Source organism: Pseudomonas rhodesiae, from assembly GCF_013285305.1.
GTDB classification, from domain to species: Bacteria; Pseudomonadota; Gammaproteobacteria; order Pseudomonadales; family Pseudomonadaceae; genus Aquipseudomonas; species Aquipseudomonas rhodesiae.
In genome coordinates this window covers 2,525,793-2,540,826 of the sequence record NZ_CP054205.1, presented here as the reverse complement: position 1 = coordinate 2,540,826, position 15,034 = coordinate 2,525,793, and the positions used below count along the sequence as shown (strand labels likewise).

At 64.1% G+C, this 15,034-nt stretch carries 15 protein-coding genes; 2 read left to right on the top strand and 13 right to left on the bottom strand.

Annotated elements, in window-relative coordinates:
• Positions 1-134 precede the first annotated feature (134 nt).
• Together HRH33_RS11595 and HRH33_RS11590 are read left to right on the top strand one after the other, a co-directional pair.
• Positions 135-1,943 (top strand): monovalent cation:proton antiporter-2 (CPA2) family protein, encoded by a 1,809-nt coding sequence (locus HRH33_RS11595; protein ID WP_167418370.1) that lies wholly within the window; start codon positions 135-137, stop codon positions 1,941-1,943.
• Positions 1,944-2,015: 72 nt separating this feature from the next.
• Positions 2,016-2,570, top strand: a complete 555-nt coding sequence (locus HRH33_RS11590; protein ID WP_034096933.1) for a DcrB/PsbP domain-containing protein — start codon at positions 2,016-2,018, stop codon at positions 2,568-2,570.
• Between the two features lie 135 nt (positions 2,571-2,705).
• Here HRH33_RS11590 and HRH33_RS11585 read toward each other — a convergent pair whose 3' ends face one another.
• From HRH33_RS11585 to HRH33_RS11525, 13 genes are all read right to left on the bottom strand, one after another.
• Positions 2,706-3,425: an alpha/beta hydrolase gene (locus HRH33_RS11585; protein ID WP_167418371.1), complete on the bottom strand. Its 720-nt coding sequence runs from the start codon at positions 3,423-3,425 to the stop codon at positions 2,706-2,708.
• An 11-nt stretch (positions 3,426-3,436) separates the two neighbouring features.
• Complete coding sequence (gene cobF, locus HRH33_RS11580; protein ID WP_040267982.1) at positions 3,437-4,192, bottom strand: precorrin-6A synthase (deacetylating); 756 nt, start codon at positions 4,190-4,192, stop codon at positions 3,437-3,439.
• Positions 4,189-4,791 carry a histidine phosphatase family protein gene (locus HRH33_RS11575; RefSeq protein WP_167418372.1) on the bottom strand — a complete coding sequence of 201 codons (603 nt, stop codon included), beginning with the start codon at positions 4,789-4,791 and terminating at the stop codon, positions 4,189-4,191. The genes cobF and HRH33_RS11575 overlap by 4 nt, the downstream gene beginning before the upstream one ends.
• An 83-nt stretch (positions 4,792-4,874) precedes the next feature.
• The gene (locus HRH33_RS11570) at positions 4,875-5,852 is read right to left on the bottom strand and encodes a LysR family transcriptional regulator (protein WP_047882897.1); all 978 of its coding nucleotides are present in this window, start codon (positions 5,850-5,852) and stop codon (positions 4,875-4,877) included.
• 51 nt (positions 5,853-5,903) lie between these two features.
• Positions 5,904-6,845 (bottom strand): peptidylprolyl isomerase, encoded by a 942-nt coding sequence (locus HRH33_RS11565; protein WP_167418373.1) that lies wholly within the window; start codon positions 6,843-6,845, stop codon positions 5,904-5,906.
• The gene (locus HRH33_RS11560) at positions 6,842-7,318 is read right to left on the bottom strand and encodes a YbjN domain-containing protein (protein WP_034138689.1); all 477 of its coding nucleotides are present in this window, start codon (positions 7,316-7,318) and stop codon (positions 6,842-6,844) included. The genes HRH33_RS11565 and HRH33_RS11560 overlap by 4 nt, the downstream gene beginning before the upstream one ends.
• A 20-nt stretch (positions 7,319-7,338) precedes the next feature.
• On the bottom strand, positions 7,339-7,965 hold the full coding sequence (locus HRH33_RS11555) for a hypothetical protein (RefSeq protein ID WP_047882895.1): 627 nt from the start codon (positions 7,963-7,965) through the stop codon (positions 7,339-7,341).
• An 18-nt stretch (positions 7,966-7,983) separates the two neighbouring features.
• Entirely contained in the window at positions 7,984-9,684 is a 1,701-nt protein-coding gene (locus tag HRH33_RS11550; RefSeq protein ID WP_034138691.1) for a putative porin, read from the bottom strand.
• A 42-nt stretch (positions 9,685-9,726) separates the two neighbouring features.
• Complete coding sequence (locus tag HRH33_RS11545) at positions 9,727-10,428, bottom strand: energy transducer TonB family protein (protein ID WP_034138692.1); 702 nt, start codon at positions 10,426-10,428, stop codon at positions 9,727-9,729.
• A gap of 3 nt (positions 10,429-10,431) precedes the next feature.
• Positions 10,432-10,857, bottom strand: a complete 426-nt coding sequence (locus HRH33_RS11540) for an ExbD/TolR family protein (protein WP_010211136.1) — start codon at positions 10,855-10,857, stop codon at positions 10,432-10,434.
• An 11-nt stretch (positions 10,858-10,868) separates the two neighbouring features.
• On the bottom strand, positions 10,869-12,668 hold the full coding sequence (locus HRH33_RS11535; protein ID WP_167418374.1) for a DUF2341 domain-containing protein: 1,800 nt from the start codon (positions 12,666-12,668) through the stop codon (positions 10,869-10,871).
• Between the two features lie 24 nt (positions 12,669-12,692).
• Positions 12,693-14,276, bottom strand: coding sequence for a ShlB/FhaC/HecB family hemolysin secretion/activation protein (locus HRH33_RS11530; protein WP_167418375.1), 1,584 nt, complete (start codon positions 14,274-14,276; stop codon positions 12,693-12,695).
• Between the two features lie 59 nt (positions 14,277-14,335).
• A complete protein-coding gene (locus HRH33_RS11525) occupies positions 14,336-14,929 on the bottom strand; it encodes a transposase (protein WP_034096922.1) in 594 nt (197 codons plus the stop codon).
• Positions 14,930-15,034 lie beyond the last annotated feature (105 nt).

Below are 15,034 nucleotides of genomic sequence, written 5' to 3'. Positions count from 1 at the left end.
GATGAAGTTATAGATTTTCCCCTGCCCATCGGGGAAGGTAGCGACCTGCTACGCAGCAAAAACACAATTCTCATCCTGTAAAAAGCGCTCTAATACCCGCCTGTTGATTGGTTTTGAAGATTTTGGAGTTCGCAATGCCCCATGAAGGCAACCTGTTACAAGCAGCCGTGGTGTTTCTGCTCGCGGCTGTGCTCACTGTGCCCCTGGCCAAACGCCTGCAATTGGGCGCGGTGCTGGGCTATCTGTTCGCCGGGGTGATCATCGGCCCGTCGGTGCTGGGTCTGATCGGCAACCCGCAAAGCGTGGCGCAGTTTTCGGAACTGGGGGTGGTGCTGCTGCTGTTTATCATTGGCCTGGAACTGTCGCCCAAGCGCTTATGGGTGATGCGCAAGGCGGTGTTCGGCGTCGGCCTGGCCCAGGTGCTGTTGACCGGTCTGGTGATGGGCGTGGTGGCACTGTGGCTATTTGGCCAGACATGGAACAGTGCCATCGTGCTGGGCCTTGGCCTGGCGCTGTCGTCCACGGCGTTTGGCCTGCAAAGCCTGGCCGAGCGCAAGGAGCTGAACCAGCCCCACGGTCGTCTGGCCTTCGCGATCCTGCTGTTCCAGGACATCGCCGCGATCCCGCTGATTGCCATGGTGCCGCTGCTGGCCGGCAGCGATCACCCCACCACTGAAGCCCAGGGCCTGCAGCATGTGTTGCAGATCCTCGGCAGCATCACCGTGGTGATCGTCGGCGGACGCTACCTGTTGCGCCCTGTGTTTCGTATCGTCGCCAAGACCGGCTTGCGCGAAGTGTCCACCGCCACCGCACTGCTGGTGGTGATCGGCACGGCGTGGCTGATGGAACTGGCGGGCGTGTCCATGGCCCTCGGCGCCTTTCTCGCCGGCCTGCTGCTGGCGGACTCGGAGTACCGCCACGAATTGGAAGCGCAGATCGAACCGTTCAAGGGCCTGCTGCTGGGGCTGTTCTTTATCAGCGTGGGCATGGGCGCCAACCTCAGTCTGCTGCTCAGCTCACCGCTGATTGTGATCGGGCTGACCCTGCTGCTGATCGGCCTGAAGTTGCCGTTGCTGTACGCAGTCGGCCGTCTGGTGGGCGACCTCAATCGCGAAAGCGCCCTGCGCCTGGGCGTGGTGCTGGCGGCCGGCGGTGAGTTCGCCTTTGTGGTGTTCAAGATCGGCCGCGACCAGGGCCTGTTCGAGCCGCACCTCTACGACGTGCTGGTGCTGACCATCACCCTGTCCATGGCCGTCACGCCGCTGCTGTTGCTGGTGTGCCCAAAGCTGTTCAGGCCCAAGGTCAAACCGGTGGAAGTGCCCGAGGAATACCGCGCCATCGAAAGCGACGCGCCGCGCGTGGTTATCGCCGGCATGGGCCGTATGGGCCAGATCGTGGCGCGGATCCTGCGCGCGCAGAACATCTCCTTTATAGCCCTCGACACCTCGGTGGAAACCATCGAATTGACCCGCAGCTTTGGCGGCATGCCGGTGTTCTACGGCGATCCGCAGCGCCCCGAGATCCTGCACGCGGCCAAGGTCGACCAGGCGGAGTTCTTCGTGATCGCCATGGACGACCCGGAGATCAACATCAAGACCGCCGAGCTGGTACGCAACCTCTACCCGCACATGAAAATCATCGCCCGTGCCCGTAACCGCCAGCACGTCCATCGCTTGGTGGACCTGGATGCCTCACCGGTGCGCGAGACCTTCTACTCCAGCCTGGAAATGAGCCGCCGCGCCCTGGTCGGCCTGGGGCTCAGCCAGGCCCAGGCCGATGCGCGCATTGCGCGCTTCAAGAACCACGACCAGCAAGTGCTCGCCGCCCAACACGCGGTGTACGACGACGCCGCCAAAGTCATGCAGACCGCCCAGGAAGCCCGGGCAGAGCTGGCGCGGCTGTTTGAAATGGACCGACTTGAGGAAGAGTCCGACAAGGTGTGAGGTGAGGGATAAACGATCTTGCGAAAATTCTGACAGAATACGCCGCAATTTCGTTTATCCCTGGAGCGCTTCATGGCCACTTTCACCAAGACCGCCGTCCTGCTGGCCCTTGCGCTTACCGCCGGCAGCGTATTCGCCGCCGCCAAACCGACCACGCAAACCATCACCACCCTGGGCGGTAAGTTCAGCTTCACGCTGCCCAAGGCCTATGCCGCCGACACCCTGCCGCCGGACAAGGCCCAGGACGGCAGCGGTGTCACCCAAGGCACGATGTACGCCAACCAGACCACGAAAAGTGTGGTGATCGTCGCCGAAACCGTACGCAACGACGCTATCGACATCCAGGACAACGACCCGCAGTTCCTCGATGGTGCCGTGGCCGGCTTCGTCAAAGACCAGAGCGCCGCCCTGCCCGACTTCAAGAAACTGAGCGAGAAAAAACTCACCTTCAAGGGCCTCGGCCTGCGCCAGGTGGACAGCACTGCCACCCAGGGCGGCGGCAAGACGCTCAACTCCACATTCCTTGGCGGTTCGGGCAACCATCTGCTGGTGATTCAAGCCATTTCTCGGGCCGACGACGCGAAGGGTCATGCGGCACTGGTCAAGCAAATTACCGGCGGCAAATAACCCGACTTGCTAGTTGTGCAGAAGATGAGTATCGACCCATCGGGGGCAAGCCCCCTCCCACATTCGCGATCTACTGTAGGAGGGGGCTTACCCCCGATGGCGGTGTGAAGTGCGCCCCAAAAGTTAGCTCAGGCGTTACTTCAGGCTGTTTTCCAACCACAGCTTCACGTCCTGCACTTCCGCTTCGCTGATGGTATGCGGCATCCCCGGATACCCATGAAACGACGGTTTAAGGCCCAGCCCCCTCAACACCTCGTTCGCCCGCGTCGCCGATGCGTAGGGCAGCGCCTGATCCAAGGTGCCGTGGCCAATAAAGATCGCCAGTTCATTCAAGCGCGGATCGGGCTTGAGCTCAGCCTTGAGCACGGGCAGAACGCTGCCGCTCAACGCCGCGATGCCACGCACCCGCTGCGGATCACGCAACGCCACTTCATACGCCATGATCGCGCCCTGGCTGAACCCAATCAGGAACACCCGATCGCTGCGGGTGTGGTATTTGGCGGTGGCCTGGCCCACGAAGTCCTGGATCAGCGCGGCACTGCGCTGCAGGTCGGCGGTCTCGCCGTCGTATTCGCCCTCACCCGAGGTCTTGGTGAACCAGCGATAACCGCTGGGCGCCACCGGCATTGGGGCGCGTGCCGACAGGTAAGTCCAGGTCGACGGCAGCGCGTCCTTGATGCCGAACAGATCTCGCTCGTCGCTACCGAAACCGTGCAGGAAAATCACCAGCGGCTGGTTGCGCGCCTCGCTCTGGGTCTGTTCCAGGTAGGCCAAGGGCAAGTCAGTGTGCAGCTCGGTGTCGGCATGGGCGCCGCCGGCCATCATGGCCAGCGCCAGGGCGAAGAGTTTGAACATCGGGCGTTACCTCAGGGTTTGCGCAGCAAATAGGTGTCCATGATCCAGCCATTGGCTTGGCGCGCGGCCTTGCGCACCCGTTGGATATCTTCGGCCACGTCAGCCACTTTGCCGCTGATGAGGATTTCATCCGGCGTGCCCAGGTAGGCGCCCCAGTAGATGTCCAGGTCTTGATCGGCGACGGTGCGGTAGGAGTCTTCGGCGTCGAGCATCACCACCAGGGTATCGGCATCGCTGGCCTGCCCCGCCGCCAGGCGTCGCCCGGTGGTGATCTCCACGGACTTGCCGATGCGGTTCAACGCCACCTTATGCTGGGCCGCCAGGGCCTGCACGCTGGTGATGCCGGGGATTACTTCGAACTCGAACACACACCGGCCACTGGCCAGGATCGCCTGCAGGATACGAATGGTGCTGTCGTACAGCGCCGGGTCGCCCCAGGCCAGGAACGCACCGACTTCGTCATCAGCCATTTCCTCGTTGATCATGCGCTCGAAGGTGGCTTGCTTGTCGCGGTTGAGGTCTTGCACGGCGGTGGTGTAGTCGATATCGCCGCGCACGCGCTCGGGGCAGTCGGCCTCGACGAAGCGGTAGCCGGGTTCGGTGATGTAGGTCTCGCAGATCTCGCGGCGCAGGTCGATCAACTTGTCTTTGCTCTGGCCTTTGTCCATCAGGAAAAACACGTCGGTGCGATTCAGCGCCTTCACGGCCTGCATCGTGATGTAGTCAGGGTTGCCGGCGCCAATGCCGATGATCAGGATGCGTTTCATGGGGTGCTCTCAGTGCGGGGCGTGGATTTTGCCATGTTCACGGCTTGGGCGTGAGTTTCCAGACGCAGGCGCCACACCTCATTGAAGCGCAGCTCGGTGGCCGACAGTGGCTCGACATCGATGCGGTAGAACATCGACATCGGCAACGCCATAACCGATAGCAGCGCCGCACGAATCACAAACGGATGGGTGACGGCCACCACATGGCCCGGTTGCCCTTCAAGGGACTTCAGCCACAGCGCCACCCGCGCGCACAGCTGGTCGACCGACTCGCCAGCGTGGGGCGCACTGGCGCTGTCGGTGTGCCAGGTACTCAACTGGGCCGGCTCGATCCGGCCAATATCCCGGCCCTTCCAATGCCCCAGGTCGAGATCGCCCAGGGCCTGGTGGATCTGCACCGCCGCGCCGAACAACCCCGCCGTCTGCCGGGTACGCGCCTCCGGCCCACTCAACAGTTGCGAATTGGGGCCGTATTGGTCGGCCAGGGACAACGCCGCGCTTTGCCAATCCATAAGCACCGACTCGTCATCGGCAAAGCGCCCCTGCTTTTGGTGGGGGGTGACGGCATGGCAGATCAGGGTCAAACGGGTGGCGCGCATCGCAGGCGGCTCCAACGCAGCAGTCAAGACCGGCAAGCCTGGCGCAGTTGCCGCCAGGACGCAACGACGGCTGCCCGATGGCACTAGTCAAACCAGTCGCGCCGCCCCTCGAATGTTCCGACGATCAGCTCGACGATCATCTGCACCGCTTCGGGGTGGCGCACCTGCGCATTCACCGCCAACCAGACCTGGCGCTGCATGCTGTCGGCCAGTAACCCCGGCAGGGCCACCAGGCCGCGGTCGACACTGCTCATATACTGCGGCAACAGACCGATGCAGGCGCCGCAGCGGATCATCTCCAGCATCAGCGCATAAGCGTGCACCTGCACCATGGCGGCCAGCCGTTGCTGCACCAGTTGGTTCCACGGTTGCAGCGCATCGACCTGGGCATCGGGTTGCCATTGCACCAGCATGTAGTCATCCAGGTCTTCCACACTGTCCGGGCGGGTGGTCAGGCGTGAATAACGTTTGGCGATATGCGGCAGGTAGCGCAGGCGCGCCAGGGCCTGTGGCGCGTGGGTGGCAAAACTCGGGCCGGATGCACGCTCGTCCATATCAGCCAGCCACAGCACCACGTCTGCCTCAACGGCGTGCAGGGATAGATGGCTGTCGAGGGCGATGATCTCCAGGCGCACGCTGGCGTTGCGTCGCAGCAAGGCGATCAGGTCGCGCCCGAGGATGTCATGCAGAATCGGCGCGGCCACCGCCAGGCGAATCAGCGGCTGCTCCACCACCGGCAAGCGCCGCTCATTGGCCAAAGCGAGCAGTTGCGCCTGCAAGTGCTGACCGTCGCGGCTGAGCACCAGGCCGTTGCCGTGGTAGCTGAACAGCCCACGGCGCAGCTGTTCTTCCAGTTGCGCCAGGCGTTTGCGCAGCAGGGTTGCCTTGACGTTCAAACTGCGCGCCGCCTGCATAAAACAGCCGCAACGGGCGCTCACGAGGAAATAGCGCGCCACCTCCGGGTCGATCTCATCGGCCAATGCCAGCCAATTGCGCCGCGACTCGGCGGGCACGCGATAGGCGGCGGTGCCCTGTGGGCCGGACGGTTCCAGTAATGCCATGGCAGACTCCTTGTCTTGTGGGTCGGTGCATCCAATGCCGCTTGCCGCGTGTCACTCCAGCACTTTGTTGAGTTCGGCGCCGTCGATGCTCAGGGTCGCCGTGTTGAGCATGCCCTCCAGATAAGCCTTGGCGATCTGTTCCTGGCGTTGGGCACGCAGGGCCTGGGTCAAGCGTTCACGCACCTCGTCGAGGGTGGCGGTGCGCGCCGGTTGCTGGGCGGTGAGTTTCAGCACATGGAACCCGGCGGCGCTTTGCACCGCGTCCGAGACCGCGCCGACCTTGAGGCGCGCCACCGTCTCGCGCACCTGAGGCACCACTTGCTGCAAGGGTTGCAAGCCCGAATCGCCACCGCGTGCGGCGGTGTCCGGGTCCTGGGAAAACTGCGTGGCCAGGGCGGCGAAATCCGCCGGCGCGGCCTGGGCCTTGCGGCTCAGCTCTTGGGCCTGGCGGCGTACCGTCTCCAGGCTCTGAGGGTCATTCACGCTGAGGAAGATCTGACTGACGCGGTACAACGGCGGCGTCACCCATTGCGCCTTGCCGCTGTCATAGGCTTGCTGCAATTCGGCGGCGCTGGGGTAATCGGCCGGCACCTGACTGACCGACAGCATGTAATCGCGGAACACGATCTGCTCAGTGGCGGCGCGGGTCTGTTGCTCGACCTCCGGGCGTTGCCGCCAGCCCTGGGCGTCGGCCTGTTCGAGCACGGCCTTCTGCGCCAGGCGCGAGCGAATCCAGGTTTCCAGCGCGCCGCGGTTGCCGCGCAGTTGCTCGCGGGTTTCGGCGGGCAAGCTGGCCAGCACACTTTTCAGCTCTTGCGGGTCGATCTGCTGGTTGCCCAGACGCGCCACCGCCGGGCCCGCAACGCTGGGGCTGGCCACCGGCGCCGGGGCTTGTGCGGCGACCGGGTCGCTGCCCGGGCGCAGGCTCAACCCCACGGCCACCACCAACAGGGCCAGCGCACCCGCGCCGACCATCAGGGTTGGCTTTTTCACAGCGTTGCCACCTCCTCTTCAGCCACCGCCGGAGCGGCGCTTTGCGCCTGCAGCTGCGCGGCGTTCTGGCTGTATTCGCGCAGGTAGACGATAAACTCCTGCAACAGGCGGTCCCACAACTCCAACTGACTGCGCAGATGAGTGGCCGCGACACCCGCCACCACCACGTCCATTTCCATCAGCAAAAACTCGCCTTGCAGCGACAGCCGGGCGAAACGGCGCGAAGCGTTCCACACCTGGGCCAGGCCCTCAGGCAACTGGCCCTGCACCCGCAGCGCGCAGCTGTAGGTGAAATCCACATAGGCGCCCTGCTCCGTCGCCGGGTTGCCGAAGCGCACGGCAAACCCGATGCCCTGGCTGGCGCTGAGCAATTGCACGATGCCGTTCTGGTCGGTCTGATTGACCCGGTAGCCGGCCTCTTGCAGCAGTTCGGTCAGGCTCTGGGCGGTGACGTGATTGATCAATGCGTTCATGTTCGGTGCTTCCTTGTCGATCAGGGGTGGGCGCCCGCCTGGGGCGCATCGAAACGGCTCTTGTACAAATCGTCGCCAAAGCCCTGGGCCAGTTCTTCGAACTTGACCCGCGCGCTGCTGGCGAAGGGCTGGCGGATGCTCATCACCTCGGCCACGTCGATTTTTTCGTAGGCCGCCAGCAGCTGCCGGGCCACGCCGTACATCTGTTGATTCTTGACTGAACATTGCTGCACTTGTGTGTCACGTTCGGCCAATTGCGCCTGCAAGCGCGCACGCTCGGCCTCCTTGCCCTTGGCCAGCACCAGCAGTTCGTCATAAGCCTTCTTGAACTTGCCGATCTGCTCGTTACTCGCCGCCACTTGGGCCTGGGCCTGGTTGTGCAGGCTCTGTTGCTGGCCGGCCAGCTGCTCGGCCACGCCGCGCGCCTTGTTCAGCTCGGCGGTCAGTTGCTGGATTTGCACCTGGGCCTGCTTGGCCTGGTTTTCGGCGGCCAGCCGCGCGGCACTGGCCTGGGCTTGCTCGCTTTGCAGGGCCTGCAATTGCTGGGTGGTGCTGCGCAGTTGCGTGCGCAGGCGCTCCTCCATGCCTTCGGCCGAGGCCGCGCCGGCGACCAGCAGCAATAACAACCCGCAGATTCGCGTGTTCATGGTGCATCTCCCTGCGCATCAGAAGCGCGTGTTGAGTTCCAGTTGCATCACATCGACTTCGAACGGCTGGCCATAGACTTCCGAGGCGCTCAACCAACGGGCGCTGGCGTAGATGTTCTTTTCGATGCCGTAGTTGGCGCCGATGAAATAGCCCTTGGCGTTGGTGCCGCCCAAGTGGAACGAGGAATCGTTGAACCCGTCTGGCAAGGCGTCGGGCTGGATGTACTTGTAGCCGGCCAACAGGTTCCAGTCGCCGCGCTTGCGCATCTCCAGCGCGCTGCCGAGGGTGAACGAGACCATCAAGGCATTGCCGCCACTTTCAAACTGGCCGTTGCTGTTGATGTTGTTGACGATCTGGCCCTCGCTGCGCTTGAGCATCTCGCCTTTGTCGTAGGCCAGGTTGTGGATGAAGTTGGCCTGGGTGCGCAGCTTGAAGTCGCTGGGCAACTCGCTGTCCCATACCGCGTTGAGGTCCAGCACGTTGAACTTGGAGGCCAAGCCGACGTATTGCGGTTCCGGCGTCGTGCCGGGCGTGGCCGGGTTGGGCGTGATATTGCGCAGGTTGAACACGCTGTTGCCCTTTTGCATAAAGGCCACCCGCGTGCCGTCGGTGTCGCAGCCGGGTTGACCGGCCCATGGGCTGCACGGGCTGGAGCGCTCGCCTTCGATGTCCTGGAACTGGTAATAGGCCGCCGCGAGCTTGAGCGTGTTGGCGCGGTTGATCTTCCAGTCCGCGCCGATCTGCCCGCCAAACAGCCACTTGGTGTCGCTGCTTTCCTTGTCGATGCCGTTGCTGCTGGCGGTGTCGGAGGTGTACTCCACCGGGAACGCGCCGAGGGTGCCGAACAGGCCCCATTCGTTGTTCAGCCGATGATTGAAGATCGCCGCCACACCGTCGAAGTTGAGGTCGTTGGAATACATCATGTCGGTGGAATAGAACGGGTTGCCGATCCGCCCGCCGGTCAGCGTCACCCCGTCGGCGGCTTTCCAGCTCAGGTAACCCTGATCGAGCCAGATGTCTTTTTTGCCGAAGCCACCGCCCAGGGTCTGGGTGGTGGACACTGGGTTGTTGTCCGAGCCCGTGCCCAAGCGAATGCCCGCGGTCCACTCCGGCGAAATCACCGCTTTCATGCCCAGGCGTGCGCGCAGGCGGAACAGGTTGGAGCGGTCCTCGCGGGTATTGAGCAACGGCGGGAAGCGCGTATTGGAGCTGGGGTTGACGTCATACGGGCCGTTGTCGTTGAGCTTGGCGTAGTCGGTGATGGTGTCGTCGTTGCGCCCTGAGAAGTAACGCGACTCGTCACGCAAGCGGATATCGCCATCGAAACTCACGCGGGACACCCAGTCCGGGAACGTGTTGGGTTGCGCCCAGTTTTCCTGTTTGGCAGTGGCCATGACCTCAGCCTTGACCTGGTCGCGGATCTGGTCGCGCACCGCCTGCGGCACATACTGCACGCGCACATCCCCAGGCGCAGTGGGCGGGCCGCTGGCGACCACCGGCGCGGCATTGGCCTGGCGCGCCTGCTGGGCCTCTTTTTCGGCCTGGGCGATCAAGCCGTTGGCGGTGTCCTGGGTGAGCACACCTTGCTGCACCAACAGGCGGATCAGGTTGACGGTGACGTTTTCCGAAGGCGCCACCGGCGCTGCCGCCGCGGTGCCGACGAGGGTCGCGATGACCATGCCGACCGCCAGGGTCAGTCGATTCACGGGGGAAATCATGTGTACGCAACTCCTGTAAAAAACCGTAGAAAAAGGGTTCGATCAATCCGGGCGACGGCCCTTGAGCGCCAGGCGCACCGGCATGGTCACGGCCGCCGGCACTCGTTGTGTGGCATGGGGCGCACGCAGGGCCGCCAGCACTTGGGCGTCGGTCTGGGCATCGCCGCTGGACTTGACCAGCTCGGCGCGCACCACCTGGCCCTCGGCGTTCAGCCATAAATCCGCCTGCACCGCATACGCCTTCTTGCGCAGCTCGGGGTCGTCGCGCAGCAAGCGTTGAAACACGCCCGCCAGGTATTGCTTGTAAGTGCCGGTACCCAGGCCACCGCCGCCGGACCCGGCCATGCCGCCGCCCTTGCCCGCGCCGATGTTGAAACCGTCGGTGCCGGACTGGGCGTCGCCGTCGATCTGCATCGGGTTGGCCAAGTCATCGGCTGGTGACGGCGGTGCCTCCTCGGCCGGCTTGACCTCTTCCGGCGCCGGAGTGGGCTGCGGCTCAGGGATTTTTTCTTCCACCTTGGGCTCTGGTTCCTTGGGTTTTTCCGGCGGCGGTGGTGGCGGAGGCGGCAACGGAATGATGGTCGGCACCTTGGGCGCCTCGCGGCGCACGCCGCTCATGTCGTTGGCCCACTGCCACAACAACCAGGCGGCCACGGCGCCCAGCAGCAGGCCGGCGCCCCACTTCAGTGGGCGCAATGGCCGTGGGGTCTTGGTCGGCGGTGTGATCGGCATCTGTGCGGTCATGGCTCAACCCTGGCTCGGTTTGCCGGTGACCAGCCCGACCTGGGACAGCTCCAACCGGCGCAGCAGGTCGAGCACTTCGATGACTTTCTGGTACTGCACCATGGCATCGCCACGCACGATCACCGGGAAGTCCGGGTTCAGCGCTTTTTCGATACGCAGGCGCTCTTCCAGCTCGCCGAGGGTCACCGGGTAGGCATCGAGAAACACCTGGCCGCCGTCGTTGACGGAGATGGCCTTGGTCTTGGCCTCCGATAACGACACCGAGGCGCTGGCCTTGGGCAGGTGAATCTGGATCCCCGACACCTGGGCGGTGGCGGTGAGGATAAACATCACCAGCACCACCATCAGCACGTCCACCAGGGGCGTGATATTGATGCTGTCGACGGCGGCATCATCGTCATCGTCGTGGGAGGCATTTACGGAAGCCATGGCGATTCTCCTCAGGCCGGAACCGATGCGTGCGGCGCGCGCCGATGCGCCGCTTCACTGTGCTGGCTTTCGCCGTGCATCTCGGCCAGGCGGGTGATGAACTCGTCGACGAACACCCGCATGTCGGCGCTGACTTCCTTGTTGCGCGTGATCAGGCGGTTGTAGCCGAACAGTGCCGGGATCGCGACGAACAGACCCATGGCCGTGGCCAGCAAGGCCGCCGCCATGCCGGGGGCGATGGCATTGATGTTGACGTCACCGGCCATGGCCGTGCCGAGGAACACCACCATGATCCCCAGCACCGTACCCAGCAGGCCGATATACGGGCCGCCGGCGATGGCATTGGACAGGGTCGAGAGCTTGGCGCTGAGGGCCTGGTTTTCGCGGGTACGCACACCGTCCATGGAGCAACGGATGGCTTCGATGGTGGCCGCCGAGACCGACGAGGTGTCGGCCCCCTGGGCGCGGCGGGTGCGGATTTCCTTGACCGCCACGCAATACAGGCGCCACAGCGAGGAGTGGCTCAGGCGCTCGGCGAGCAGCGCATCGTCGTAATACATTTCCAGGCGGGTGCCGATTTGCGCGAACTGCTCACGGAACGCTCCGTTGGCGCGGCTGACCCGGCTGACCTGGCGGTTCTTGCGCAGCATGATGAACCACGACTGCACCATCATCGCCACCAGCACCAGAATGATTACCCAGGCATCCACCGGCACCGCGTTGAGCAAAAAGCCCAGGCTGCCGAAGCCAAAGCCGGACTGTTCTTCATCCACGCCATACGCCACCAGCTTCGACTCGGCGCCCTGGGCACTGGCATCGGCCAGCAACAGGGCCGCCGGCCGCGCCACCTTGGACAGGCGCAGCTCGTCGATAGCCCCGGCGAACGGCAGATACGTGCTCGCGGCGTCCGGCAGGTCGGCGCCGATAGCCAGTGGCGTATTGAACGCCGGCAGCGCCACGCCCAGGCGTGCGGTTTCGCGGCCGTTCACAAACAGCAGCCCATTGGCGCCCTCGGCGGTGAACGCCAGGTGCTGCCATTGTCCGGGGTTCAACTGCTGGGTCGACACCGCACGTTGCCCATCGACTTCCACAAACGGCACACCCTGGTTCAACCCCAGCAGCAGGCTGTGAGCACCGTCGCGGCGGGCCAGGACGATCTGCTCGCCACTGGCCTGGTCCAGACGCAGCCAGGCACTGAAGGTAAACGCCGCGCCGGCGGCGTGTTGCAGCGAGGGGCTGGCCGGCAGCAACAGCGCCTGGCCGCCAAATTGCAGCGCGCGGCCGATCACGCCGTCGATGCTGCTGCCGGTGGCGTTCGATGCGGTGTTGGCATAGGCCGTGGTGTCGCGCGGCGGCGTGGCCGGGGCTCCGTCGAAGTGGTACAGCGCGGTGTAATCGGGGTCGAAGGTCAGTTGGCCATTGGCAGTGGCCGGGGCCTTCTGGTTGCCGTAGTACATCCACAAATCCTGGCGTTGGCCGCCTTCGACCTTGGGTACATCGACCCAGATCAGCGCCATGCCCATCAACGGGTCGAAGCTTTCGATCTGGTGGTTGAACACGGTCTTGTCATCGGCACTCACGAAGCGCAGGTCGGCCCCGTCTTCCTTGACCCCGTCAAAGCTGAAATTGCCGGTATGCAGGCGCACCAGCAGCGCGGTGCGGCCCAGGGCCTGGTTGATCGCGGCGCCTTGGGCGGTGGTGTCCACGGAAATCTGTTTGCGGTAATGCCAGTCATCCTGCCACCAGGCGTGGGCGGTGGCCGGGAGCGCGAAGCCCAGGCAGATCAACAGGCTCAGAAATAGGCGTTGCATGGGTGAAGTCTCCGGAAGAAAAAGTCAGAAAGTCGCCTGCACACTGAAGTGCAGCCGCGAGTCCTGTTTCTGGGTGTTCGGTCCATCGAGCAGCGGGTAGCCCCAATCCAGGCTGCCGGACAACCATTTGCTCAAACTGGCGCGGGTGCCCAGGCCGACGCTGGCCAGGCTGTATTCGTCTTCTTGCTCGGGCAGCGGGTCGAGCAGACGCAGGCGCGCGCCCTCGGCGAACGCGTAAAAGCGCCACTCCTGCACATAACTGCCGAGGAACTTGGCCAGGGACGGCGTGCGCAGTTCCTGGGAGAGCAAATAGCCCTCGTCCCCGGTGCGCTCGGCCGCCAGATAGCCGCGCACTGACGTGGCGCCCCCGGCCGAGTACTGCTCGTTGGACACCAGCGGCCCCGAGGCCAGCTGGAAGCCGGCCTTGGACGCCGATTGCCAGTCGTTGGCGAAGGTGTAGGTGTAATTCAGGTCGCCCTTGAGCACGGCAAAACTGGCGCTGGCCTTGTAGCGCTTGTACGCAAACGCGTCGTCGTCGCTGCCGTAGCCAAAGAACGCACGGGTGCCGACCACCAGGTTCAGGCCCAGGCCCAGTTGGGACTGTTCGGTGTAGCGGTAGCCGTTGTAGCCCAGGGTCAACGGCGCGTACTTGAGCGGCACCTGATCGCCGCTGGCGCCGAAGTTGAGCTGCTCGTCGAAGTCCTTGAAATCCACGCCGAGGGAGAACGAGTTGGCCCAGTTGTCGGCGGCCGGCAGGTTGTAGATCGCCGACACTCCGTACGAATGGCCCTTGCCCAGCACGTTGCTGCCGCCGATGGTGGCGATGTTGCTGTCGGACTGATAACCGGAGAACTGCAAGGTCCAGCGCTCATTCAGCGGCGCGCTGTAAGTGGCCGACCAGACCTTGGCGTTCTCGGTCTCCTGGGGCGCTGTGAAGTAGGTCAGGGAAATGCTGTGGCCCAATTGCCACAGGTTGTCATAGCCCAGGGTGGCGACCGAACGCAGCTTCTCGGTGTCGGCGCTGTAGTCGTTGTTCAGGCCCAGGCTGGCGTGCCAGGGGTTCTGGTCTTCCACTTGCAGGTCCACGTCCATGGTGCCGGGCCGCTGACCTTCGCGCACCAGCGGCGTAACCTGGCGCCCCGTGCCGCGATTGAGGCCGGCCAGTTGGGTTTGCACGCTGGCGAAGTCCGGCACGGCGCCCTCCTCCAGCGCCGGCACCTGCTCGCGGATCTCCACCGGCGAGTAATGCTTGGCGCCCACCACGCGCACCCGGCCGACCTTGGTTTCGCTGACCTGCAAATAGACGATACCGTCGTCGACCTTCTGCTCCGGCAACTCGACAAACACCGACTGGTAACCGCGCGCCTGGTAGATCTTCTGCAACGCATCGCGGGCGCCTTCGATATCGTCCAGGGTCTTTTGCGGGCCCAGGAACGGGTACACCGCTTCCTCGATGGTCGCCGCGTCGAGCACGGTATTGCCGCGCACGAAGTACTCGTTGACGTCCACCCGGCGTACCGGGGCGTCGCCCTCGGCCAGCGCCGGTTGAACCGCACTCCACAGCACCAGGCCGCACAGCGCCAGCGTTGATTTGAACAGATGCTCCACACCGCCCCCTGAACTAGTTATGTTGTGCGTCGCCGCGCTATGCGCTGCGTCTGGCCGGCTCAATGGCTAGCGATCGCAGGGTTGCCATGCCGTGCCAGCCAGGTGTGCAACAGGGCGAAGTTCAAGGAGAACTCCGGCATGTGCAGCAAGGCGCCACAGAACACTTCACCGATGATTTTCTGAATCAGTTGCACCGCGCGCGGGTTGCTCAGCAGCGTGGCGATGTCGCGGGTCAGCACCTGGATGCTCCAGACCTTCTGGTTCAACCCCAGGCCGACGAACCAGCGGAACAGCAGGTTGTAATTGAGCTGTTCATGCAGTTGCTGCTCGCTGGGCACCGAATACAGCAATTGCAGCAGCAGGATCTGCAGCACGGTCTGCGGCGCGATCGTCATCGACGGCTCGGCCGCCAGCCAGTCGCGGTGCTGGTCGAGCGCCTCGTCGATCTGCGGGCGCAGCAGCACCAGGGAATGACCGGCGGGGATGTAACTGGAGACCTCTTTTAACGCGCCCTGCCAATCTTCCTGGGACACGATCCACACCCAGGGCGCCCCGTAGCGATAGACCGACACCGGCTTCTTGCGCGCCGCTTCGACGATCTTCGACAGGCGCTGATCAAGCTCCTGCATGCCCACTTTCGAATAACGTTCCATAGTTCCCATTGCCCCACTCCTGGCCTGCCGCATGCGCGTGATGAGCACCTTGTGGATGCTGTCGAGCGCGTTACACAGGAGAGACGGGAGTGGCCATGGGCTACC

What these genes read in the sequence shown, in the direction of transcription:
- HRH33_RS11575 (WP_167418372.1), bottom strand. Translation starts at nt 4,791, where the DNA reads ATGCGCGCCACCCGTTTGACCCTGATCTGCCATGCCGTCACCCCCCAC.
- HRH33_RS11550 (WP_034138691.1), bottom strand. Translation starts at nt 9,684, where the DNA reads ATGATTTCCCCCGTGAATCGACTGACCCTGGCGGTCGGCATGGTCATC.
- HRH33_RS11595 (WP_167418370.1), top strand. Translation starts at nt 135, where the DNA reads ATGCCCCATGAAGGCAACCTGTTACAAGCAGCCGTGGTGTTTCTGCTC.
- HRH33_RS11540 (WP_010211136.1), bottom strand. Translation starts at nt 10,857, where the DNA reads ATGGCTTCCGTAAATGCCTCCCACGACGATGACGATGATGCCGCCGTC.
- HRH33_RS11535 (WP_167418374.1), bottom strand. Translation starts at nt 12,668, where the DNA reads ATGCAACGCCTATTTCTGAGCCTGTTGATCTGCCTGGGCTTCGCGCTC.
- HRH33_RS11590 (WP_034096933.1), top strand. Translation starts at nt 2,016, where the DNA reads ATGGCCACTTTCACCAAGACCGCCGTCCTGCTGGCCCTTGCGCTTACC.
- HRH33_RS11585 (WP_167418371.1), bottom strand. Translation starts at nt 3,425, where the DNA reads ATGTTCAAACTCTTCGCCCTGGCGCTGGCCATGATGGCCGGCGGCGCC.
- HRH33_RS11570 (WP_047882897.1), bottom strand. Translation starts at nt 5,852, where the DNA reads ATGGCATTACTGGAACCGTCCGGCCCACAGGGCACCGCCGCCTATCGC.
- HRH33_RS11560 (WP_034138689.1), bottom strand. Translation starts at nt 7,318, where the DNA reads ATGAACGCATTGATCAATCACGTCACCGCCCAGAGCCTGACCGAACTG.
- HRH33_RS11555 (WP_047882895.1), bottom strand. Translation starts at nt 7,965, where the DNA reads ATGAACACGCGAATCTGCGGGTTGTTATTGCTGCTGGTCGCCGGCGCG.
- HRH33_RS11545 (WP_034138692.1), bottom strand. Translation starts at nt 10,428, where the DNA reads ATGACCGCACAGATGCCGATCACACCGCCGACCAAGACCCCACGGCCA.
- HRH33_RS11525 (WP_034096922.1), bottom strand. Translation starts at nt 14,929, where the DNA reads ATGGAACGTTATTCGAAAGTGGGCATGCAGGAGCTTGATCAGCGCCTG.
- cobF (WP_040267982.1), bottom strand. Translation starts at nt 4,192, where the DNA reads ATGAAACGCATCCTGATCATCGGCATTGGCGCCGGCAACCCTGACTAC.